This window comes from Mycolicibacterium aichiense (genome assembly GCF_010726245.1).
Classification (GTDB): Bacteria; Actinomycetota; Actinomycetes; order Mycobacteriales; family Mycobacteriaceae; genus Mycobacterium; species Mycobacterium aichiense.
In genome coordinates, this window is record NZ_AP022561.1 from 2,854,778 (window position 1) to 2,875,159 (window position 20,382).

The 20,382-nt window shown below is 67.5% G+C and carries 20 protein-coding genes; 10 read left to right on the top strand and 10 right to left on the bottom strand.

Going from position 1 to position 20,382, the window contains the following annotated elements; translation table 11 throughout:
* The first annotated feature begins 50 nt into the window (after positions 1-50).
* Together G6N32_RS13830 and G6N32_RS13835 are read left to right on the top strand one after the other, a co-directional pair.
* On the top strand, positions 51-1,568 hold the full coding sequence (locus G6N32_RS13830; RefSeq protein ID WP_115320082.1) for a CoA-acylating methylmalonate-semialdehyde dehydrogenase: 1,518 nt from the start codon (positions 51-53) through the stop codon (positions 1,566-1,568).
* Positions 1,569-1,595: 27 nt separating this feature from the next.
* Complete coding sequence (locus G6N32_RS13835; RefSeq protein ID WP_115320083.1) at positions 1,596-2,981, top strand: aspartate aminotransferase family protein; 1,386 nt, start codon at positions 1,596-1,598, stop codon at positions 2,979-2,981.
* A 20-nt stretch (positions 2,982-3,001) separates the two neighbouring features.
* Here the strand turns inward: G6N32_RS13835 and G6N32_RS13840 are convergent, their stop codons facing one another.
* From G6N32_RS13840 to G6N32_RS13850, 3 genes are all read right to left on the bottom strand, one after another.
* Positions 3,002-3,346 carry a hypothetical protein gene (locus tag G6N32_RS13840; protein WP_115320084.1) on the bottom strand — a complete coding sequence of 115 codons (345 nt, stop codon included), beginning with the start codon at positions 3,344-3,346 and terminating at the stop codon, positions 3,002-3,004.
* A 54-nt stretch (positions 3,347-3,400) separates the two neighbouring features.
* Positions 3,401-4,585 carry an acyl-CoA dehydrogenase family protein gene (locus tag G6N32_RS13845; protein ID WP_115321168.1) on the bottom strand — a complete coding sequence of 395 codons (1,185 nt, stop codon included), beginning with the start codon at positions 4,583-4,585 and terminating at the stop codon, positions 3,401-3,403.
* An 80-nt stretch (positions 4,586-4,665) separates the two neighbouring features.
* Complete coding sequence (locus G6N32_RS13850) at positions 4,666-5,214, bottom strand: cysteine hydrolase family protein (protein WP_115320085.1); 549 nt, start codon at positions 5,212-5,214, stop codon at positions 4,666-4,668.
* A 132-nt stretch (positions 5,215-5,346) separates the two neighbouring features.
* Here G6N32_RS13850 and G6N32_RS13855 point away from each other — a divergent pair, with 132 nt between their 5' ends.
* Positions 5,347-7,875, top strand: a complete 2,529-nt coding sequence (locus G6N32_RS13855; RefSeq protein WP_115321169.1) for a glycogen/starch/alpha-glucan phosphorylase — start codon at positions 5,347-5,349, stop codon at positions 7,873-7,875.
* Here the strand turns inward: G6N32_RS13855 and G6N32_RS13860 are convergent.
* Complete coding sequence (locus G6N32_RS13860) at positions 7,872-8,822, bottom strand: zinc-dependent alcohol dehydrogenase (RefSeq protein ID WP_197935837.1); 951 nt, start codon at positions 8,820-8,822, stop codon at positions 7,872-7,874. The genes G6N32_RS13855 and G6N32_RS13860 overlap by 4 nt on opposite strands.
* 34 nt (positions 8,823-8,856) lie before the next feature.
* A complete protein-coding gene (gene qcrB / locus G6N32_RS13865) occupies positions 8,857-10,479 on the bottom strand; it encodes a cytochrome bc1 complex cytochrome b subunit (protein ID WP_115320086.1) in 1,623 nt (540 codons plus the stop codon).
* A gap of 179 nt (positions 10,480-10,658) precedes the next feature.
* On the opposite strand from qcrB, the gene G6N32_RS13870 reads away from it, so the two are divergent.
* Genes G6N32_RS13870 through G6N32_RS13880 form a run of 3 tightly spaced genes read left to right on the top strand, consistent with a single transcriptional unit; the run spans position 10,659 to position 12,852 of the window.
* Positions 10,659-11,666, top strand: coding sequence for a DUF3533 domain-containing protein (locus G6N32_RS13870; RefSeq protein WP_232077656.1), 1,008 nt, complete (start codon positions 10,659-10,661; stop codon positions 11,664-11,666).
* A 17-nt stretch (positions 11,667-11,683) separates the two neighbouring features.
* Positions 11,684-12,664 carry an MOSC domain-containing protein gene (locus G6N32_RS13875; protein ID WP_115320087.1) on the top strand — a complete coding sequence of 327 codons (981 nt, stop codon included), beginning with the start codon at positions 11,684-11,686 and terminating at the stop codon, positions 12,662-12,664.
* A gap of 2 nt (positions 12,665-12,666) precedes the next feature.
* The gene (locus tag G6N32_RS13880) at positions 12,667-12,852 is read left to right on the top strand and encodes a hypothetical protein (protein ID WP_115321172.1); all 186 of its coding nucleotides are present in this window, start codon (positions 12,667-12,669) and stop codon (positions 12,850-12,852) included.
* Positions 12,853-12,861: 9 nt separating this feature from the next.
* On the opposite strand, the gene G6N32_RS13885 is transcribed toward G6N32_RS13880, so the two are convergent.
* Together G6N32_RS13885 and G6N32_RS13890 are read right to left on the bottom strand one after the other, a co-directional pair.
* The gene (locus tag G6N32_RS13885; protein ID WP_115320088.1) at positions 12,862-13,818 is read right to left on the bottom strand and encodes an enolase C-terminal domain-like protein; all 957 of its coding nucleotides are present in this window, start codon (positions 13,816-13,818) and stop codon (positions 12,862-12,864) included.
* Between the two features lie 12 nt (positions 13,819-13,830).
* Positions 13,831-14,730, bottom strand: coding sequence for a mycobacterial-type methylenetetrahydrofolate reductase (locus G6N32_RS13890; protein ID WP_115320089.1), 900 nt, complete (start codon positions 14,728-14,730; stop codon positions 13,831-13,833).
* Positions 14,731-14,861: 131 nt separating this feature from the next.
* Between G6N32_RS13890 and G6N32_RS13895 the strand changes: the two genes are divergently transcribed.
* The 3 genes from G6N32_RS13895 to katG all read left to right on the top strand — a co-directional run bounded on the left by G6N32_RS13895 (position 14,862) and on the right by katG (position 17,822).
* A complete protein-coding gene (locus G6N32_RS13895; protein WP_147292027.1) occupies positions 14,862-15,092 on the top strand; it encodes a hypothetical protein in 231 nt (76 codons plus the stop codon).
* Between the two features lie 67 nt (positions 15,093-15,159).
* Positions 15,160-15,600 carry a Fur family transcriptional regulator gene (locus tag G6N32_RS13900; protein WP_036345178.1) on the top strand — a complete coding sequence of 147 codons (441 nt, stop codon included), beginning with the start codon at positions 15,160-15,162 and terminating at the stop codon, positions 15,598-15,600.
* Between the two features lie 23 nt (positions 15,601-15,623).
* A complete protein-coding gene (gene katG / locus G6N32_RS13905; RefSeq protein WP_115320091.1) occupies positions 15,624-17,822 on the top strand; it encodes a catalase/peroxidase HPI in 2,199 nt (732 codons plus the stop codon).
* A 70-nt stretch (positions 17,823-17,892) separates the two neighbouring features.
* Here katG and G6N32_RS13910 read toward each other — a convergent pair whose 3' ends face one another.
* The 3 genes from G6N32_RS13910 to G6N32_RS13920 all read right to left on the bottom strand — a co-directional run bounded on the left by G6N32_RS13910 (position 17,893) and on the right by G6N32_RS13920 (position 19,623).
* Positions 17,893-18,207 (bottom strand): hypothetical protein, encoded by a 315-nt coding sequence (locus G6N32_RS13910; RefSeq protein WP_115320092.1) that lies wholly within the window; start codon positions 18,205-18,207, stop codon positions 17,893-17,895.
* Positions 18,208-18,276: 69 nt separating this feature from the next.
* The gene (locus G6N32_RS13915; RefSeq protein WP_115320093.1) at positions 18,277-19,134 is read right to left on the bottom strand and encodes a cytochrome c biogenesis CcdA family protein; all 858 of its coding nucleotides are present in this window, start codon (positions 19,132-19,134) and stop codon (positions 18,277-18,279) included.
* Positions 19,135-19,143: 9 nt separating this feature from the next.
* The gene (locus G6N32_RS13920) at positions 19,144-19,623 is read right to left on the bottom strand and encodes a protein disulfide oxidoreductase (protein WP_232077776.1); all 480 of its coding nucleotides are present in this window, start codon (positions 19,621-19,623) and stop codon (positions 19,144-19,146) included.
* Between the two features lie 133 nt (positions 19,624-19,756).
* Here G6N32_RS13920 and G6N32_RS13925 point away from each other — a divergent pair, with 133 nt between their 5' ends.
* Positions 19,757-20,380: a TetR/AcrR family transcriptional regulator gene (locus G6N32_RS13925; RefSeq protein ID WP_115320095.1), complete on the top strand. Its 624-nt coding sequence runs from the start codon at positions 19,757-19,759 to the stop codon at positions 20,378-20,380.
* The last annotated feature ends 2 nt before the right edge of the window (positions 20,381-20,382 follow it).

Consider the following 20,382-nt stretch of genomic DNA (forward strand, 5'->3'; position numbering starts at 1 on the left):
TGACATGTCGTCGGCCGCGACCTGGGCGATCCTGCACCAGAATCGCAGGTATGACCCTCACAGCGCCCAATACCCGCGTCCGGACCATCGCCCACTGGGCCGACGGAAAGAACTTCGCAGGCGGCAGTGACCGGACAGCCCCGGTGACCAACCCCGCCACCGGCCAGGTCACCGGACAGGTCGCGCTGGCCGACGTCGCCGACGCGCAGGCGGTCATCGCCGCCGCGGCCGCTGCGTTCCCGGCCTGGCGCGACACCTCGCTGGCCAAGCGCACCACGATCCTGTTCGCATTCAGGGAGCTGCTCAACGCCCGCAAGGAAGAGCTCGCGGCGATCATCACCGCCGAACACGGCAAGGTGCTCTCCGACGCCCTCGGTGAGGTCAGCCGCGGCCAGGAAGTCGTCGAATTCGCCTGCGGCATATCGCATCTGCTCAAGGGCGGGATGACCGAGAACGCCTCGACCAACGTCGACGTCGCCTCGATCCGCCAGCCGCTCGGCCCGGTGGCCGTCATCAGCCCGTTCAACTTCCCCGCAATGGTGCCGATGTGGTTCTTCCCCATCGCCATCGCCGCAGGAAACACCGTGGTGCTCAAGCCTTCTGAGAAGGACCCGTCGGCCGCGCTGTGGATTGCCAACCTGTGGGCCGAAGCCGGCCTTCCTGCCGGTGTCTTCAACGTGCTGCAGGGCGACAAGGTCGCCGTCGATGAGCTGCTGACCAACAAGTCGATCAAGGCCGTGTCGTTCGTCGGCTCCACCCCGATCGCGCAGTACATCTACTCGACCGCGACCCTGCACGGCAAGCGGGTGCAGGCGCTGGGCGGCGCCAAGAACCACGCGGTGATCCTGCCCGACGCCGACCTCGACCTGGCCGCCGACGCGATGGTCAACGCCGGTTTCGGTTCGGCCGGTGAGCGCTGCATGGCGATCTCGGCGGCCGTCGCGGTCGGCCCGATCGCCGACGAACTGGTCGCCAAGATCGCCGAGCGCACAACGACGCTGAAGATCGGCGACGGCACCCGCAACACCGACATGGGCCCGCTGGTGACCAAGGCCCACCGCGACAAGGTCGCCTCCTACATCGACGCGGGCGAAGCAGACGGTGCCACCATCGTCGTCGACGGACGCGGCACCCAGGTGGACGGGGAAGCAGACGGCTTCTGGTTGGGCCCCACCCTGATCGACAACGTCACCCCCGACATGAGCGTCTACACCGACGAGATCTTCGGCCCGGTGCTGTCGGTGGTCCGCGTCGACACTTACGACGAAGCTCTGGACCTCATCAACTCCAACCCGTACGGCAACGGCACCGCGATCTTCACCAATGACGGTGGCGCCGCACGGCGTTTCCAGAACGAGGTCGAGGTCGGCATGGTCGGCATCAACGTGCCGATCCCGGTTCCGACCGCCTACTACAGCTTCGGTGGCTGGAAGAGCTCCCTGTTCGGCGACACCCACGCCCACGGCACGGAGGGCGTGGGATTCTTCACCCGTGGCAAAGTGGTGACGACGCGGTGGCTCGATCCCTCCCACGGCGGCATCAACCTCGGCTTCCCCCAGAACCACTGAGCACCACTGAGCTCGAAAGAGGCACGCATGACGACGACCGAATCTCACCTCCTGCCCAACGGTCAGGACCTCGACACCGCCCGCGCCGAAGCTGGCCGGGCCTACGAACTGGACCGTGCGCACGTCTTCCACTCGTGGTCGGCGCAGGCACAGATCAAGCCGATGACGATCGTCGCGTCGGACGGCTCCTATGTCTGGGACGGCGACGGCAACAAGCTGCTCGACTTCTCCTCGCAGCTGGTGTTCACCAATATCGGACACCAGCACCCCAAGGTCGTCGCCGCGATCGCCGAGCAGGCCGCGAAGCTGTGCACGATCGCGCCGCAGCACGCCAACGCCGCCCGTTCCGAGGCGGCCCGGCTGATCGCCGAGCGCACGCCCGGTGACCTCAACCGGGTGTTCTTCACCAACGGCGGTGCCGACGCCGTCGAGCACGCCGTCCGGATGGCGCGGCTGCACACCGGGCGCTACAAGGTGCTGTCCCGCTACCGCTCGTACCACGGCGGCACCGACACCGCGGTCAACCTCACCGGCGACCCGCGGCGCTACCCCAACGACTACGCCAGTTCCGGTGTCGTGCACTTCAACGGCCCGTTCCTGTACCGCTCGTCGTTCTTCGCCGAGACCGAGCAGCAGGAGTCCGAGCGTGCGCTGGACTACCTGGAGCGGCTGATCCAGCACGAGGGCGCGGACTCGATCGCCGCGATCATCCTGGAATCGGTGCCGGGGACCGCCGGCATCATGGTGCCGCCGCCCGGCTACATGGCCGGCGTGCGCGAGATCTGCGACCGCTACGGCATCGTGTTCATCGCCGACGAGGTGATGGCGGGCTTCGGCCGGACCGGAAAGTGGTTCGCAATCCAGAACTTCGACGTGGTGCCCGATCTCATGACGTTCGCCAAGGGTGTGACATCGGGGTATGTGCCGCTGGGTGGCGTGGCCATCAACGACGCGATCTACTCGACGTTCGCCGACCGTGCCTACCCCGGTGGGCTGACCTATTCGGGGCATCCGCTGGCCTGCGGTGCCGCGGTCGCGACGATCAACGCGATGGAAGACGAAGGCATGGTGGCCAACGCCGCCCGGCTCGGTGAGCAGGTGCTCGGCCCGGGGCTGCGCGAGCTGGCAGCCCGCCACCCGTCGGTCGGTGAGGTCCGCGGACTCGGCGTGTTCTGGGCGATCGAGCTGGTGGCCAACCAGCAGACCCGCGAACCGCTGGCGCCCTACGGCGGCTCGAGCCCGGCCATGAACGCGGTGCTGGCCGCGTGCAAGTCCGGCGGGCTGCTGCCGTTCGCGAACTTCAACCGGATCCACGCGGTGCCGGCCTGCAACATCAGCGACGCCGAGGTGGCCGAGGGACTGGCCATTCTGGACAAGGCGCTCGATGTCGCCGACGGGTACGTGACGGGCTAGGCCGGCGGCCTAATAGGGCCCTAAAACGGGGTGGTGTGCTGGGTCAGGACGAACAGGAACAGGCCCAGACACATCAGTACGTTGATTGCGATCAGGATCGCGACGAACACGATGGCGCCCCGCACGCAACGACGTTGTGCGCGTCCGACTTTGGACCGTCGCTGCTCGCTGCGAAGCTGCGTTGCGGTCAGCGCGAACGTCACGTCGACGAACTCGTCCTCGGTGGCCGCCTGCCCCATGGCGATCTGCTGCAGACGCTCGGGCGGGATCCCGACGCCGACGCCGGCGAAATTCCGGCTCAACCGTTTGAGCTGTCGGGGACTACTCGCGTTCGTCGGCAGCCGCGGATCGGACCAGTCGGTCATAACCGTTGGACATTAGTGCGGCCGGACCGGCGCCGCGTGGGAAATGCCGGGGCGTCACAACCCCGGCTGGTCGGAGATGATGCCGAGCCAGATCTGGGCCACGTCGATGGCGACCTTCTCGCTGATGAACGCGTGCTGGGTGCCGGTGTAGATGTCGCGGAACGCCCGCTCGAGACGGCTGCCCTCCCGGATCGACGTGGTGCCCGCCGCCAGGTGCGCCCACTCGGCGGCTTCACGTGCCACGTCGGTGGCGTACACCGCGGCCACCCGCATGTCGGCGCGCAAGCCGGGGGTCAGGTCCTCGCCGGCAGCGACCGCGGCCTCGGCGGTGCCGAACGCATCCAGCACCAGCAGCCGCGCCGCCCGCCATGCCGCGACGTGGTGTGCCAGCCCCTTCTGGAAGGTCGGCCGGCTGGCCAGTGAGGCCATGTCGCTCATCCGGAACTTGGTGGCCGCCAGTTCCTCGACGTCGTCGAGCATGCTCTTGGCGACGCCGAGGGCCCACGCGGCGTGGCCTGCCGCGGTGACCGGCATCAACCCCATCCGGGTCGCCGGCGAGCTTCCCCGGTGCGGTGAGCTGGAGAACAGCGGGAAGGTCCGGGCCGCCGGCACGAACACGTCCTCGACACCGTAGTCGTAGGACCCGGTTCCCTTGAGGCCCTGGACATGCCAGCCGTCCTTGAACACGATCTGCTCGCGCGGGATGACGGCCACATGCATCTCCGGCAGGCCGCCGGGTCCCATCACCGGCTGGCCGTCCACCATCGGGAAGAAGCCGGCGCAGACGTACTCGGCATGGCCGGTGCCCGAGCCGAAGCTCCACGATCCGGTCACCCGGTAGCCGCCGTCGACCACAACGCCCTGTCCGTTGGGGAAGAACTGGCCACCCATCGTGACGCGATTGTCGTTCGCGGTGAAGACCTCGGCGAAACCGTCGTCGGAGAGATAGGCCGCGGCCGCGAACGACGACGGCAGGTTCGCGATCCCGATCCAGCCGAACGAGCCGTCCTGCCAGGCCATCTCGATCCAGGTCTCGATCATCTCGGCGAACGACGGCTCCACCCCGCCGGCCGCGACGGGATTGAACGACGACATCAGGCCGCTGGCCCACATCTCGTCCACGATCGACGGGGCGATGGTGCGCAGCCGCTCGGACTCTCCGGCCTGCGCCACCACCAGCTCGCGCATCCCGCGGGCCAACCCGAGCGGCCGGGTCTTCGAGTCAATTGTCGACGTCATCGTCATTTCCGATCTGGCTTCAGCACGGCAGTGAACACTTTTCAAAGAATGTATAGCGCGGCTGCGCTCGGCGGAAGCGATTACCAGACGATGTCATCGGCGAGTGCCGACTGCGCTGTTCGCCCCGGCGCGCTCTGGTGCGACCAATACAGATTGGTGTGGGCGATCACCTGCTCGGGCGGCGGGGCGCCCCACTGCGAGAGGTCCTCGGTGGTGTGGGCATCGGCGACCAGGGTGACGTCGTAGCCGCGCACGAAGCCGCCGTGGATCGTCGAGCGGATGCACTGGTCGGTCTGGGCGCCGGCCACGACCAGGTGTCCGGCGCCGAGGCCGGCGAGCGTGGCCTCCAGCGTGGTGTCCTCGAATGAGTCGCCGTAGTTCTTGGCGATCAGCGGCTCGGTCTCCGCCGGGGTCAGTTCGGCGACGATCTGCCACTGGTCGCTGCGCGCGGGTAATTCCGCGTCGGCGTGCTGAATCCACACAACCGGGATGCCGGCATCGCGGGCGCGGTCGACGAGCCCGGCGATCCGGGCCACGATGGCGTCCCGGTCGTGGGCGTGGGCCACGACACCGTTTTGCACGTCGATGACGAGCAGGGCTGTGTTCGGCCGATGCGCCAACGTGGTCATGCCAGCGATCGTAGGACGAGCGGGCCAACAGTTCACGGGACCGACTCACAGACCTCGCCTCGCTGAAATACGGCGGTGCCAGACTGCTGGCCCGTACGAGATCGAGAAGTGGTCTGGGACCAGGAGAACGCAATGACCGATGTGGTGAGCAGTGCACCCGGTGACGTCGCCGACCGTGACGGTGGCATGAGCCGCGCGCAACCGCACGAACACAGCCGGACGGGATTGTCGGCCGATGCGCTGCACCGGGCGATCGCCGATCACCTGGCGTACTCGATTGCCCGGCCGCCGAGCGTGCTGACCCCGGAGCACTACTACCGTGCGCTGGCGCTTGCGGTGCGCGACCGCATGCAGCAGCGCTGGATGGCCACCACCCAGGATCTGCTGCACGGGCCTGCCAAGGTGACCTGCTACTTGTCCGCCGAATTCCTGATGGGTCCCCAGCTCGGCAACAACCTGCTCAACCTACGCATCGAGCGTCAGGCCCGCGAGGCACTCGCCGCACTCGGGCAGGATCTCGACGCGATCCTGGAGTGCGAGGAGGAGCCCGGGCTGGGCAACGGCGGCCTCGGCCGGCTGGCCGCCTGCTATCTGGACTCGATGGCCACGCTGCAGCGGCCGTCGATCGGCTACGGAATCCGCTATGAGTTCGGCATTTTCGATCAGGAGATCCAGGACGGCTGGCAGGTCGAGAAGACCGACAACTGGCTGGTGGCCGGAAACCCCTGGGAGATCGACAAACCCGACGCCAGCTATCTGGTCAACTGGGGCGGCCGCACCGAGCAGTACGAGGACGTCGCGGGCAATCACCGGGTGCGCTGGATTCCGCGGCGGGTGATCAAGGGCGTCTCCTATGACACCCCGATCCAGGGTTACGGGGTCAACACCTGCAACACGCTGACCCTGTGGAGCGCCCGATCGGTGTCCTCGTTCGCACTGGACGCGTTCAACACCGGCGATTTCTACAAGGCGGTCGAGGACGAAGTCCTTTCCGAGAAGATCTCCAAGGTCCTCTACCCCAACGACGAACCCGAGGCGGGCAAGCGGCTTCGACTGCAGCAGCAGTACTTCTTCGTCAGCTCGTCGCTGCAGGACATCTTGCGCATCCACACCGAGCGGGCCCGGCTGCCGTTGAGCGCGCTGCCCGACAAGTGGGCGATCCAGCTCAACGACACCCACCCGTCGATCGCGGTCGCCGAACTGATGCGCCTGCTGATCGACGAACACCACATGGGCTGGGACGAGGCCTGGGACATCACCGTCGCGACCTTCGCCTACACCAATCACACGTTGTTGCCCGAGGCACTGGAGACCTGGCCGCTGGGCATCTTCGGCGAGTCACTCCCCCGGCACCTGGAGATCATCTATGAGATCAACAACCGGTTCCTCGAGGAGGTGCGCGACAAGTTCCCCGGCGACCCCGAGCGGGAGCGGCGGATGTCGCTGATCGGTGAGGACGGCGGCAAGAGCGTGCGGATGGCGCACCTGGCCACCGTCGGCAGCCACGCGGTCAACGGGGTGGCCGCGCTGCACTCCGAGCTTCTGAAAGCCAGTGTGCTGAAGGACTTTTACGAGATGTGGCCGGAGCGGTTCGGCAACGTGACCAACGGAGTCACGCCGCGACGCTTCCTGGCGCTGTCCAACCCGGGCCTTCGCACGCTGCTCGACGAGACTGTCGGCGACGGCTGGCTGACCGACCTGGACCAGCTGCGCCGGCTGGAGCCCTACGCCGACGACCCGGCGTTCCGCGAGCGCTGGCGGGATATGAAGCGCGCCAACAAGAGCCGGCTCGCCGAATATGTGCATGCCTCGACTGGCATCGAGCTCGACCCGACCTGGATGTTCGACGTCCAGGTCAAGCGCATCCACGAGTACAAACGTCAGCACCTCAACGTGCTGCACATCATCACTCTGTACAACCGGCTCAAGCGCAACCCGGGATTCGCGATCGCGCCGCGAGCATTCATCTTCGGCGGCAAGGCCGCGCCCGGATATTTCATCGCCAAGCGGATGATCCGGTTGATCACCGCTGTCGGCGCCACCGTCAACAACGACCCCGACGTCAACCGGTTCATGCGGGTGGTGTTCCTGCCGAACTTCAATGTCAAGAACGCGCACCTGATCTACCCCGCGGCCAACCTGTCCGAGCAGATCTCCACCGCGGGCAAGGAAGCCTCGGGCACCGGCAACATGAAGTTCATGATCAACGGGGCGCTGACCATCGGGACCCTCGATGGCGCGAATGTCGAGATCCGCGAGGAGGCCGGACCGGAGAACTTCTTCCTGTTCGGTCTCACCGTCGACGAGGTGGAGGAGCTCAAGGCCGGGGGCTACCGGCCGACCAGTTTCGTCGAGCGCGACCCGGAGCTGGCCGAGGTGCTCGAGCTGATCGTCGATGGCACCTTCACGCACGGTGACACCGAGGTGCTGCGTCCGCTGGTGGACAACCTGCTGCACCATGACCCGTTCCTGGTGCTGGCCGACTACCGCTCCTACGTCGACTGCCAGGCCCGGGTCAGCGCCGCGTGGCAGGACTCCGACACGTGGTCGCGGATGTCGATCCTCAACGCGGCCCGCAGCGGCAAGTTCTCCTCGGATCGCGCGATCGCCGAGTATTCCGACGAGATCTGGCATGTCGGCGCGATGCCGGTGCAGCTCTAGGGCTCCAGCACGACCTTGATGGCCCCGCTTCGCCGGTCGGAGGCAACCCGGAACGCCTCCGCCGCGTCGGCCAGCGGGAAGCGGTGCGTGACGACGGTGGCCGCGATCTCCGGATCGCCGGCCAAAGCCGCTGCCGCGTCGATGAATTCGCGGGTGTCTTGCTTGCGGTCGTAGCACATCGAGGCGGTCAGCGAGAGTTCCTTGAGCATCCACGGGATGCCGGGAACCGCTCGGTTGCCGTGCGACACACCGACTATCGCGATCCGGCCGCCCGGCGCTGCCCGCCGCACGCACTCGGCCACCGCCTCGTCGGTGCCCACCGCCTCCACCACGACGTCGTACTCGCCCTGTGGTGTCCCAGAGACCTCCGGGCGGCCCGCGCCGAGTCGCTCGCCTGCCTCGATCTGATGGGGGTGGCGGGCGTGCAGGTCGACGTCGAGGCCCATGGCGCGGGCCGCGGCGACGGCCAGCAACCCGACACTTCCGCCACCGACGACCAGGACACGATCGGCTGCGGCGGCGCCGACCTTGCGCAACGCATGCCAGGAGACCGCGAGCGGCTCCACCAGGCAGGCGTCGGCAACGGGCAGAGCGTCGGGCAGTGGCACGAGGCACTCGGCGGGCACCCGGACCCGGTCGGCCAGGCCGCCGTCGAACGCCACCCCGAGCAGCCCGTGCGGCGCGCTCCCCCGGCACCGCTGAGGTGACCCGCCCGTGCACTGATCGCACTGCCCGCAGCCCACCGTCGGTTCGACACAGTACGTTCGGCCGTCCACCGTGCCGGCGATCTCGTGGCCAATCGTGACCGGCAAGCCGAACGACAGCATGCCGAGGTCGCTTCCGCAGATGCTGGCCGATCCGACGTCGAGGATCGGCCAGTCACCGGCGGGCTCGTCGACGGTGACGACGGTGGCTGATCCCTGGATCGAGCGGACGGCGCGCATCATCGTTCGATTGTCCCGACCCGGCGACGACCCGCCGTCAGCGCCCCGTCGACGATTCGATTGCCTGCCGCTCCTCGAGCGCGGTGCGCGCCCGCTGTTCGGCGGCGTGGGCGGCCTCGGTGAGCGCGGCGTCCTCGTCGGCAGGATCGGCGGTCAGGAAGCTGCCCCGGCCGGGTGCACCGCCGAGACCCAATTTATTCATCCGCTTGGGCACCGGAGCGCCCTGGTACTCCAGCGCGATCGGGTGGCCGTCGGCGTCGAGCGGCCCCAGCGGCTGATGCAGCTCGACATAGGCGCCGTGCGGCAGCCGCTTGAGAATGCCGGTCTCGACGCCGTGCTCGAGCACCTCCCGGTCGCTGCGCTGCAACGCGATGGCCCAGCGGTAGGTGATGAAGAACACCAGCGGCGGCAGCACCACCATCCCGATCCGCCCGATCCAGGTCGTCGCGTTCAGCGAGATGTGGAACTTGTAGGCGATGATGTCGTTCATCGCGCTGTAGGTCAGCACGATGTAGAAGGCAATCGCCATGGCGCCGATGCCCGTTCGCACCGGGGCGTCGCGCGGCCGCTGCAGCAGATTGTGGTGCGCGGTGTCCCCGGTGAACTTCTTCTCCAGGAACGGGTAGGCGATGAGCAGCAGGAAGATCACGCCCATCAGGACGGCGACCGCCACCGCCGCCGGGATGGTGTGGTTGCCGATGTAGATCTCCCACGCCGGCCACAACCGGATCAGCCCGTCGGTCCACATCAGGTAGAAGTCGGGCTGGCTGCCCGCCGACACCTGGGCCGGCTTGTACGGGCCGAGCTGCCAGATCGGGTTGATCTGCAGCAGGCCCCCCATCAAGCCGAGGATGCCGACCGTCATCGCGAAGAACGCACCGGACTTGACCGCGAAGACCGGCATGACCCGCACGCCGACGACGTTCTTCTCGGTGCGGCCGGGCCCGGGGAACTGGGTGTGCTTCTGGAACCACACCAGCGCCAGGTGAAGACCGATGAGCGCCAACATGATTCCGGGGAAGATCAGGATGTGGATGGCGTAGAGCCGCGGGATCAGGACATCGCCGGGGAAGTCGCCGCCGAACAGCGCCCAGTGCATCCAGGTGCCGATCACCGGAATCCCCAGCGTGATGGAGGACAGCGCGGCCCGGATTCCGGTGCCCGACAGCAGGTCGTCGGGCAGCGAGTAGCCGAAGAACCCTTCGAACATGGCCAGGATCAACAGCAGTGAGCCGATCACCCAGTTGGCTTCGCGCGGCCGGCGGAAGGCGCCGGTGAAGAAGATCCGCGCGAGGTGCACCATGATCGCCGCGGCGAACAGCAGCGCCGCCCAATGGTGTACCTGGCGGACGAACAGCCCGCCGCGCACCTCGAAGGTGATGTCGAGGGTGGAGGCGTACGCCTTCGACATCTCGATGCCGCGCAGCGGTTGGTACACGCCGTTGTAGGTGACCTCCGTCATCGACGGGTCGAAGAACAACGTCAGATAGACGCCCGTGATCAGAAGAACGATGAAGCTGTACAGCGCGACCTCGCCCAGCAGGAACGACCAGTGGGTGGGAAAGACCTTGTTCAGCTGCCGCCGGACCGCGGCCGATGGGTGATAGCGGGAGTCGATCGCATCGCCTTGGGATGCGGCGAGCGTGGCGGCTGATTTCATAGCGATCCTCCGAAGCTGCGCCCGGGCGCAATTGAGCAGGCGTGAGTGGTTCGGAGCCGTGTGCGTTGCGGATGGCCGCACACATTGTTGGTCATTCTTACGTCAGACTTCTCGCGCTCGCGGTCAGCGGCCGCGACACCGAGGTAGGTTGATCTGCCATCGCCAGGACGAGGAGTGCTGTGGCCGCAGTGACCGAGGAATCGCCGGGCGCTCCCCTGCGCGGATTTCGGCGCATCCCGCTGGAGATCCGCGAGGTCGCCACCGTGCTTGCGATCGCCATCGTGCTGGCGTCGAGCTTCGCCGCGGCCTACACCGTCGCGCTGGGCCGGCCCTCCCCGCGCAACCTGCCCGTCGGCGTCATCGGATTGACGGCTGACACCGCACCGTTCGAGAAAGCGTTGCGCACCAACCCCAATGAGTTCGACGTCCACGAGTACGCGACGCGGGAGGCGGCGGTCGCCGCGATCAACCAGCAACGCATCACCGCGGCCATCGACGCGACCTCGAAGCCGCCGCAGCTGTTGTTGTCCAGCGCCAGCGATCCGTCAGGGACGCGCGCGCTGATCCAGCTCGACCAGACGCAGCCGGGACAATTCATCCTGCCGATCGTCGACCTGCATCCGCTGCCGCCGTCCGACCCGGCCGGGCTGGCCACCTTCTATCTCGTCATCGCCGCCACGATCCTGGGCTTCATCACGATGTTCCAGCTGCGAGCCAACGTCAAAACTCTCACCTTGCGACGCTGGCTGCTCAGCATGGCGGTGCTCGCCGTCGTCGGCGGCGCAGCGTTGGCCGTGGTGACCGGGCCGGTGCTGGGCGCGCTGAGCACACCGTTTCCTCAGCTGTGGCTGCTGATCTCGGTCCAGATCGCGGTCGCGGCGTCGTTCAACTCGACCATGCTGGTGTTGATCCACCGATGGGCGATCATTCCGACCTGGCTGGTGTTCATCCTGCTGGGCAATACCTCGTCGGGCGGGGCGGTGTCGGCGTCGCTGCTGCCGCAGCCGTTCGCGTTCTTCAACCATGCGCTGCCCAGCGGCGCGACGGTGTCGGCGATCCACGCCGCGACCTACTTCCCGCACAACCAGCGGCCGCTGCCGTTCATCGTGCTCGGGCTGTGGCTGGTGGTCAGCCTGGCCGCGCTGATCGTGGCGTCGAAGATGCTTCGCCGTTCGCCGGCGGAGTGAGGTTCTAGGCTGAGCAGATGATTCAGGCCGGCCGTATCACCTCGATCTGGCGCTATCCGGTGAAATCGATGCAAGGCGAGCAGGTGGCCGAAGCCCAAGTCGGCGACCTCGGCGTACACGCCGACCGGACCTGGGCGGTGCGGGACATCGAGTCCGACGCCACCACCAGCGCCAAGCGACTGCCCGGTCTGTTGTGGTTGACGGCGCGCTACGCGCAGCCGCCCGGCCCTGACGCCGGGCCCGGACACGCACCGGAAGTGCTGATCGGCTTCCCGGACGGTACGGAAGTATCCAGCTCGGATCCGACTGTGCACCAGGCACTCTCGCGCTACCTCGAGCATGAGGTGGAGCTTCGGCCGTTACCGCCGATCGACCGTCGCAGTGAGTATCGCGGACCGATGGCCACCAAAACCGACCTGCGCACGATCTTCGGACTCGACGATGACGAGCCGCTGCCCGATCTGTCGATGTTCCCGGTGCGCAAGCTGGCGGAGATCAGCCGCTATGCGACGCCGGTCGGCAGCTACGTGGACGCCTATCCCGTGCACATCATCACCGAACAGAGCCTGGCCACCCTCGGGTCATTGGCGCCGGACTCCGATTTCGACGTGCGACGGTTCCGCCCGACGCTCGTGGTGGACTCCCCCAGCACGGCGGCTCACCCGGAATGGGAGTGGTGCGGCGGACGACTGCACGCCCCACACGCCGAACTTGCGCCGATGATCCCGACCATCCGCTGCGTGATGCCGTCCCACGAGCAGCCCGAACTCAAGCGGGACAAGGAGATCACCCGGACCATCGCCGCGCACACCCGCCGTTGCCTCGGCGTCTACGGCAATGTCACGCGCGCCGGCCGAATCGCCGAAGGTGATGTGCTGCAGTTGAATCCACCCAACCGGACTGCGCGCAGTGCCGCCGCCGGTGGCGGCGCGGCGACAGTGAAGCGGGCCGTCATGCGGGCGGTGTCGGCAGCCATGCCCAGCGGAAAGAAGGGATGACCATGCGTCACGTCCTCGGCGGTCTCGGCGTGCTGGTCGCGCTGTTCGGACTGTTGTTCACCCTGCAGGGTTTCGGAGCGGTTCAGGGCAGCCCGATGAGCAACACCACGACGTGGTCGGTGCTGGGCCCGATCGTCGTGCTGGTCGGCGTCGTGCTGGCCGTCGCGGCCTGGCGTCCGCGCCGCTGAACCGCGGCGTCAGAGAAGTTCCCGGGCGGTGCGCAGCCGCTCGCGCCACCACGCGATGCGCTCGGCGTCGTCGACGGTGAATTCCGCGAGGCGATGCAGGTCGGGCGCCGGGGCCGACGGCGCCACCGGCAGATAACCGTCGGCGGTGATCAGTGCGCGTCCTGCAGGCACGATGTCGCCGGCCAGGGCCGCGGCGGTCCCGAGTCCGCAGGCGAAGGAAAGCTCGGGCAGCACACCGGCCAGCGCCAAGCCGCTGGCCAGCCCCATGCTGGTTTGACCGGCGCCGGAGACCACAACGGGAAGGTCGCACTTCTCGGCGAACCGCAATGCCCGGCGCACCCCGCCCAGCGGGGCGGCGTCCAGCACCAGGATGTCGGCGACTTCGGCCAGGGTCAGCCCGTCGCTGCTGAGGTCGGAGACGTCGACCGCCACCCGCACGTCGATCCGGCGCCGCAGCGCGGCCAGCTCTGTCGAGCTCGCGCACGGCTGTTGCACGAACTGCAGACCGCCGGCCGCGGTGTCCAGCCTGGGCATCGTCGCGGCGGCGGTGTCGAGGTCCCACCACCCGTCGACCAGGCAGCGGATTGACGCGTCCGGTCCGAGGGCGCAGCGCACCGCCGCGAGCCGGTCGGCATCGTCGGACAGACCGGTGACCATCACGTCGGCGGTCTGGCACCCGCTGGCGACGGCGATCGCGGCCGCCTCCTCGGCTCCGACCGCGGGCACCGCGACCGCGACCGGCACCCGGCCGCGGATCGGGTCCGGCCAGCCGACGGTCCCGCCTTCGATGGCCGAGGTCAGCCAGCGGGCCGCCATCAGATCACTGCCGGTGCGGGGCGGGCAGAACTCACCCCACCCCTGCGGGCCTTCGAGCAGCATGCCCTCGCAGCCACCGAAGCCGGGATAGTCCTCGCGCGCCGGGATCGCGAAAATCGGTGCGCCGTCGAAGTCAATCATTTCCTTCATGGGCCGCGGCCGTCAGGATGCGGATGGGGCCGGCGACCAGTACGCCAGCATCTCGGCGAAGGTGTCGAAGGCCGGGCGGGACATCCCGTAGGTGGCTTCGAAGTGGATGCTCAGCGGGAACCCGAGGTCGGCGACGCCGTCGATGACCCGCTTGTAGAGGTCCACCAGCAGCTGCCGCTTGACCGGCGGCTCGCTGTCGGCGAGCGTGCGGACAAAGTCCTGCTCGGCGGCGACGGCAGCATTGCCCGGGTCCTGGATCAGCCAGTTGATCAGGCCGACCCGGGACTCGACCTTCGGCACGAAGCCGAACGACAACAGGATCTCCGGGCGGTAGTCGGTGGTGGCGGCGAACTCGGTCAGGAAGCCGACGATCGCGTCGGAATAGAGCAGCTGCGTCATCCCGTAGGTGGCGCCCCGGCCGCATTTGAACCCGAACCGGCCGGCTTCCTCGGCCCGGGTCGGAATCAGGATCGCGCCCCGATTCGGGACCAGCTCGGAGAAGATCGTCAACGCGTCGGTGGGTGCCACGCCGGCGCCCTCGCCGTCGTTCATGGTCCGGGGAACACCGACGAAGGCCACACCCTCCATGCCGGCGTCGAGCAGGGCGGTCAGCCGGCTCACCAGCGTCGGCTCATCCATGAACGCGGTGACCTGAGTGCACAACCCGCGCACGCCGGGCAGCTCCGGTGAAATGCGAGACCAGTAATCGAGCACGTCGAGCTTGGGCTTCATCTCGACCGGCCGGCCGCTGTCCTCTTCGATCATCCCCGGGATCATCACGTGCCGGATCCGGCCGTCGAGTCCGGTCTCGGCGGACAATTGCACGACCTTGCGCGCTTCCTCCAGCATTTCGTCCGGCGTGCGGTCGACGTTGGGCGGCACGAGTTCGAGCGCAACGGTGTTGAGGGGCACGAAACTGCTCCTGACGAGACGACTGATTTCGGGTGCGGTCCGAGGTGGCCGCCGGACGCGATCCGCCGATCACCATACAGAAAGCGCGGTCGTGGCCTTACTTCGCCGCCAAACGCGGTAGCTTTCTATCGATGCAGGGTCCCAGGAGAGCGATCTGGCTGGTCACGCTGGCCGGCGCCGGCGCCATGGTGTTCCCGGCGTGCGGATCCACCGACAGTGCTCCGGCGCCCACTCCGTCGAGTTCTTCGGTGCAGCCCACCAGCAAGGCCACCCTGCCCGGGCCGAACAGCTTCAGCCCGGCCCCGATCGCGCCGCTGAACCCCACCGTCAACCCGAAGAACGATCCAGCACAAAGCCCCTGACCTGCACCTCAGTTTTCATTTCGGGACAACTCTTGACTCGTTCCAGAAAAGAGACGACTATCAAAACGTGACCTCCGTCTCGGATCTCTCCGACCAGCTGCGGGCAGCGCAGCTGCGGGTCACCCGCCCTCGCCTCGCCGTACTGGACGCGGTGCACACGCACCCGCATGCCGACACCGACACCATCTTCGGAGCGGTCCGAACGGGCCTGCCCGACGTGTCCCGCCAGGCGGTGTACGACGTGTTGCACGCGTTGACCGCGGCCGGTCTGGTGCGGCGCATCCAGCCGTCGGGCTCGGTGGCCCGATACGAGGCGCGGGTGGGCGACAACCACCACCACGTGGTGTGCCGGTCGTGCGGTGTCATCGGCGACGTCGACTGTGCTGTCGGCGAGGCACCCTGTTTGACGCCGTCTGAGCACAACGGTTTCGTGCTCGACGAAGCCGAAGTCATCTACTGGGGACTGTGTCCCGACTGCTCACCGAATGAACCTTCTGCGATCACATAAGTGATCACAGCCCAATCACCCCAATGAAATATGGAATGGAAAGGCAAAAAGTGTCCGAGAGCGAGAATCCGGTCATCGACGCGCCGGAGCCGAAAGCCCACGGCCCCCGCACCAATCAGGATTGGTGGCCGAATCAGGTCGACGTCACCAAGCTGCACCCGCACTCGCCGTACTCCAACCCGCTCGGCGACGACTTCGATTACGCCACCGAATTCGCCAAGCTCGACCCCGAGGCGCTCAAGGCTGACCTCCTTTCGGTGATCACCACCTCGCAGGACTGGTGGCCCGCCGATTACGGCAGCTACGCCGGACTCTTCATCCGGATGAGCTGGCATGCGGCCGGCACCTACCGCATCTTCGACGGCCGTGGCGGCGGCGGTCAGGGCATGCAGCGTTTCGCCCCGCTCAACAGCTGGCCCGACAACGCCAACCTGGATAAGGCGCGCCGGCTGCTGTGGCCGGTCAAGAAGAAGTACGGCAACAAGATCTCCTGGGCCGACCTGCTGGTGTTCGCGGGCAACGTCGCGCTGGAGTCGGCCGGCTTCAAGACCTTCGGTTTCGGCTTCGGCCGCCCTGACATCTGGGAGCCCGAAGAGATCCTGTTCGGCGAGGAAGACGAATGGCTGGGCACCAACAAGCGTTACTCCGATGAGCGCACGCTGGCAGAGCCGTACGGCGCCACCACCATGGGTCTGATCTACGTCAATCCCGAAGGGCCGGAGGGCAATCCGGATCCGCTGAAGGCGGCCATCGATATCAAGGAAACCTTCGGCCGGATGGCGATGAACGTCGAGGAGACCGCTGCGCTGATCGTCGGCGGGCACACGCTGGGCAAGACCCACGGTGCCGGCTCCGACGAGGGCATGGGACCTGAGCCCGAAGGCGCCCCGATCGAGCAGCAGGGTCTGGGCTGGAAGTGCCCGTTCGGTTCGGGCAAGGCCGGCGACACCATCACCAGCGGTCTGGAGGTGGTGTGGACAACCACCCCGACCAAGTGGAGCAACTCGTTCCTGGAGATCCTCTACGGCTACGAGTGGGAGCTGGTCAAGAGCCCGGCGGGCGCGTGGCAGTTCCAGGCCAAGGACGCCGAGGCGATCATCCCCGATCCGTTCGGCGGCCCGAACCGCAAGCCCACGATGCTGGTGACCGACGTCTCGATGCGGGTCGACCCGGAGTTCGGGGCAATCACGCGGCGTTGGCTCGACCACCCCGAGGAGCTCAACGAGGCGTTCGCCAAGGCCTGGTACAAGCTGCTGCACCGCGACCTCGGTCCGATCACCCGCTACCTGGGCCCCTGGGTTGCCGAGCCGCAGCTCTGGCAGGACCCGGTGCCGCCGGTGCAGGGTGAGCTGATCGACGACTCCGATGCCGCGACGCTGAAGGCCAGGATCCTGGAGTCCGGCCTGACGGTTCAGCAGCTGGTCAAGACGGCATGGGCGTCGGCATCGAGCTACCGCAACACCGACAAGCGCGGCGGCGCCAACGGCGCCCGGCTGCGGCTGGAGCCGCAGCGCAGCTGGGAGGCCAACGAGCCCGCCGAGCTGGCCAAGGTGCTTCCGGTGCTGGAGAAGATCCAGCAGGAGTTCAACGCCGCGGGTGGCAAGACCGTGTCGCTGGCCGACGTTATCGTGCTCGGCGGCAACGCCGCGATCGAGAAGGCGGCCAAGGAAGCCGGCTATGCGATCGACGTTCACTTCGCACCCGGCCGCACGGACGCCACTCAGGTGCAGACCGACGTGGAGTCGTTCGCGGTTCTCGAGCCGCGGGCCGACGGGTTCCGCAACTACGTGCGGCCCGGCGAGAAGGCTGCGTTGGAGGAGCTGCTGATCGAGAAGGCCTACCTGGTGGGTGTCACCGCTCCGGAGATGACGGTGTTGCTGGGCGGTCTGCGGGTGCTCGGCGCCAACCACGGCGGCACCAAGCACGGCGTGTTCACCGACCGGGTCGGCGTGCTCTCGAACGACTTCTTCACCAACCTGCTCGACATGGGCACGGAGTGGAAGCCGTCGGAGAACTCCGAGAACGTCTACGAGGGCACCGACCGCACCACCGGGGCGCTCAAGTGGACGGCGACCGCCAACGATCTGGTGTTCGGTTCGAACTCGATCCTGCGCGCCCTGGTCGAGGTCTACGCCCAGGACGACAACGCCGGCAAGTTCGTCGAGGACTTCGTCGCGGCATGGGTCAAGGTCATGAATGCCGACCGGTACGACCTGACCTAGATCTGTTGCAGTAAGCGAAACCCCGCGGGCACTGCCCGCGGGGTTTCGTCGTAGTGGGGTGTGGTGTGGGCTAGCGGCAGCCGCCGGCGCTGACCCAGCGGCCGTTGTACCCCACGCAGCCGGTCACCGGCGGGGGCGGCGGCGGCGGTGGCGGCGGGTAGTCCTCCGGCAGCGGCGCGTAGTACGACGGCGGCGGCACGTAGGGTGCCATCACGTCGGACAGGTTGGCGCATCCGCTGACCGTGACCCGGCGGCCTGCGCTGGCGCAGACGTCGGCGTGGGCCTGACCGCTGGGCTGGATCGTCACGATCGCGGCGGGCACCCCGGTGAGCGCCAGGACTGCCGCCCCGGCAGCCCCCCAGGTTCGCATCGACTGTCGCTTCATCGCGTTGCCTCTCCCCTGCATCGAACGTGCAGCGGAGTATATCCACGCGCGGGGCGCGGATTCGGGCGATCAGCGCCGCTGGTGACGGCTGCGTCGAACCCGCACCAGCGCGGCCGCTGCGACCAGCACCGCCAGCGCCACCACCCAGGTCCAGGCGCTGGTGCGGTAAACCCAGCCGGCCACCGCGCCCTGTAGTCGGCCGGCGGCGGCGATCACGGGATCCGACGGATCCCCCTGTGCGCTGAACAACCGGATCTCGTAGAGGCCGTAATAACTCACGTAGGCCCCCACCGCGATCAGCACGACGCCGCTGATCCGATTGATGTAGGGCAACAGCCGGCGCACCCGGTCCACCAAAGCTGTACTGGTCAAGGCGATTCCGACGGCGAGCACACCGACCACCAGGGCCAGCCCCGCGGCGTAGGCGGCATAGACGAGCACACCGTCGACGGGAGAACCGGCGCGCAGCGTGGCGCCGGTGACGGCGAGGAACGGCCCGATCGTGCACGACAGCGACGCCACCGCATAGCCCACGCCGTAGCCGAACATCGATCCCAGCCGCGCCGTCGGCGCCGACCGCCACCGCTGTCCGGCTGTCTGCCAGGTCAATTCCCGGCCTGCGGCCAGCCAGATGCCAAGGGCGACAAGGACTATCCCGATACCGATGGTCGCGTAGGGCAGGTAGCGCTGGACCGCGGTGGCGACCGGCACCGTCAGCAGCCCGAACAGTCCGAACACCGCCAGGAAGCCCAGCGCCATCGCCGCGGTCGCCGCCAAGGCGCGCCCCACCGCTGCGGTCCGACCGGGATCCGCGTCCTCACCGCGCACTACGAGCGTGAGGTAGGCCGGCAGCATCGCGAATCCGCACGGGTTGAGCGCAGCCACCATCCCCGCGGCCAGTGCCAGGCCGGTCAGATTTGCATCCACTGTCGGGGCTCAGGACACCAGCGCGCGCACTCGGTCGCTGAGTTCCTGTTCCGACATGGCCGAGGTGGGGTTGTTGACGAACGTCGACGTGCCGTCGGGACGCAGGAACACATACGCCGGCTGCCACGGCACGTTGAACCGGGCCCAGATGGATCCGTCGGCGTCGTTGAGGTTGGTGAAGTTCAGGTTGTACTTCGACACGAAGGCCTGCATCTGCCCGGCATCGGAGCGTGCGGCGACACCGACGAACGTGACCGTGGGATTGGCCGCAGCCACCTGACTGACGTTGGGGGCTTCGGCGTTGCAGAACGGGCACCACGGGGTCCAGAACCACAGCACCGCCGGCTTGCCTTTGAGGCTCTCGCCGTTGAACGGCGCGCCGCTCAGTGTGGTGCCGGTGAACGCCAGTTGGTCGTCGGCGCTGGCTGTCGGCGGCGCTGCGACCGCGATACTCAGCGCACACAGCACCATGGCCAGCATTCGAAGCATGACTTTCATCCCATGACCTCCAGGGCTGTCGGGGTGCACTCAATTGTGTAAGCACGATTCCCGTGGGTGAACCGGTTCAATCCGGACGTCACAGTCTTGACACTTTACGTGACGTAACGGAACATAATTCGCCATGGCCGCTCCCGACCGCGATGCGACGGCAGGACTGGAACCGGTGCGAGGCCGGCCGCGGGACCCGCGCACCGACTCCGCGATCATGGCGGCAACCCGCCGGCTGCTCACCGACGTCGGCTACGACCAGGTCTCCATGGAGTCGATCGCCCGGGCCGCCGGCGTCAGTCGCCCGACCATCTACCGCCGCTGGTCGTCCAAGGCCCATGTCGTCTTCGAAGCCGCTTTCGCAATCGACGGTGACACAGCCGAACTGCCGCGGTCGGGCGACTTCGAAACCGATCTGCGGGAATTCGTTCGCGGCGCGGTGGCTTTCTGGCGCGAGCCGGTGGTTGAGGCCGCGACGTTGGGCATCCTCGCCGAACGGCGCCGCGACTCCGAATTGCACATCCGCACACAGCAATTGCTCGACGACAAGATTCGGGCCGAGCTCGCCGAACTGGTTCGGACCGCCGCTGACCAAGGTGTGGTGCGCGCCGACGTCGACACCGACACATTGTTCAACGTGCTCGTCGGCACCACGTTCTACGGCGCCCTCGTCGACGGGCGCGCCGACACCGACCACCTGGTCGACACCCTCTGCTCTCTGATCATGCACGGCGCGCAGACACGAGAAAAGGAATGAAC

What these genes read in the sequence shown, in the direction of transcription:
- G6N32_RS13855 (WP_115321169.1), top strand. Translation starts at nt 5,347, where the DNA reads ATGACCGATGTGGTGAGCAGTGCACCCGGTGACGTCGCCGACCGTGAC.
- G6N32_RS13880 (WP_115321172.1), top strand. Translation starts at nt 12,667, where the DNA reads ATGCGTCACGTCCTCGGCGGTCTCGGCGTGCTGGTCGCGCTGTTCGGA.
- G6N32_RS13850 (WP_115320085.1), bottom strand. Translation starts at nt 5,214, where the DNA reads ATGACCACGTTGGCGCATCGGCCGAACACAGCCCTGCTCGTCATCGAC.
- G6N32_RS13830 (WP_115320082.1), top strand. Translation starts at nt 51, where the DNA reads ATGACCCTCACAGCGCCCAATACCCGCGTCCGGACCATCGCCCACTGG.
- G6N32_RS13875 (WP_115320087.1), top strand. Translation starts at nt 11,684, where the DNA reads ATGATTCAGGCCGGCCGTATCACCTCGATCTGGCGCTATCCGGTGAAA.
- G6N32_RS13885 (WP_115320088.1), bottom strand. Translation starts at nt 13,818, where the DNA reads ATGAAGGAAATGATTGACTTCGACGGCGCACCGATTTTCGCGATCCCG.
- G6N32_RS13840 (WP_115320084.1), bottom strand. Translation starts at nt 3,346, where the DNA reads ATGACCGACTGGTCCGATCCGCGGCTGCCGACGAACGCGAGTAGTCCC.
- katG (WP_115320091.1), top strand. Translation starts at nt 15,624, where the DNA reads ATGAAATATGGAATGGAAAGGCAAAAAGTGTCCGAGAGCGAGAATCCG.
- qcrB (WP_115320086.1), bottom strand. Translation starts at nt 10,479, where the DNA reads ATGAAATCAGCCGCCACGCTCGCCGCATCCCAAGGCGATGCGATCGAC.
- G6N32_RS13895 (WP_147292027.1), top strand. Translation starts at nt 14,862, where the DNA reads ATGCAGGGTCCCAGGAGAGCGATCTGGCTGGTCACGCTGGCCGGCGCC.
- G6N32_RS13845 (WP_115321168.1), bottom strand. Translation starts at nt 4,585, where the DNA reads ATGACGTCGACAATTGACTCGAAGACCCGGCCGCTCGGGTTGGCCCGC.
- G6N32_RS13860 (WP_197935837.1), bottom strand. Translation starts at nt 8,822, where the DNA reads ATGATGCGCGCCGTCCGCTCGATCCAGGGATCAGCCACCGTCGTCACC.
- G6N32_RS13835 (WP_115320083.1), top strand. Translation starts at nt 1,596, where the DNA reads ATGACGACGACCGAATCTCACCTCCTGCCCAACGGTCAGGACCTCGAC.
- G6N32_RS13910 (WP_115320092.1), bottom strand. Translation starts at nt 18,207, where the DNA reads ATGAAGCGACAGTCGATGCGAACCTGGGGGGCTGCCGGGGCGGCAGTC.
- G6N32_RS13920 (WP_232077776.1), bottom strand. Translation starts at nt 19,623, where the DNA reads ATGCTTCGAATGCTGGCCATGGTGCTGTGTGCGCTGAGTATCGCGGTC.
- G6N32_RS13925 (WP_115320095.1), top strand. Translation starts at nt 19,757, where the DNA reads ATGGCCGCTCCCGACCGCGATGCGACGGCAGGACTGGAACCGGTGCGA.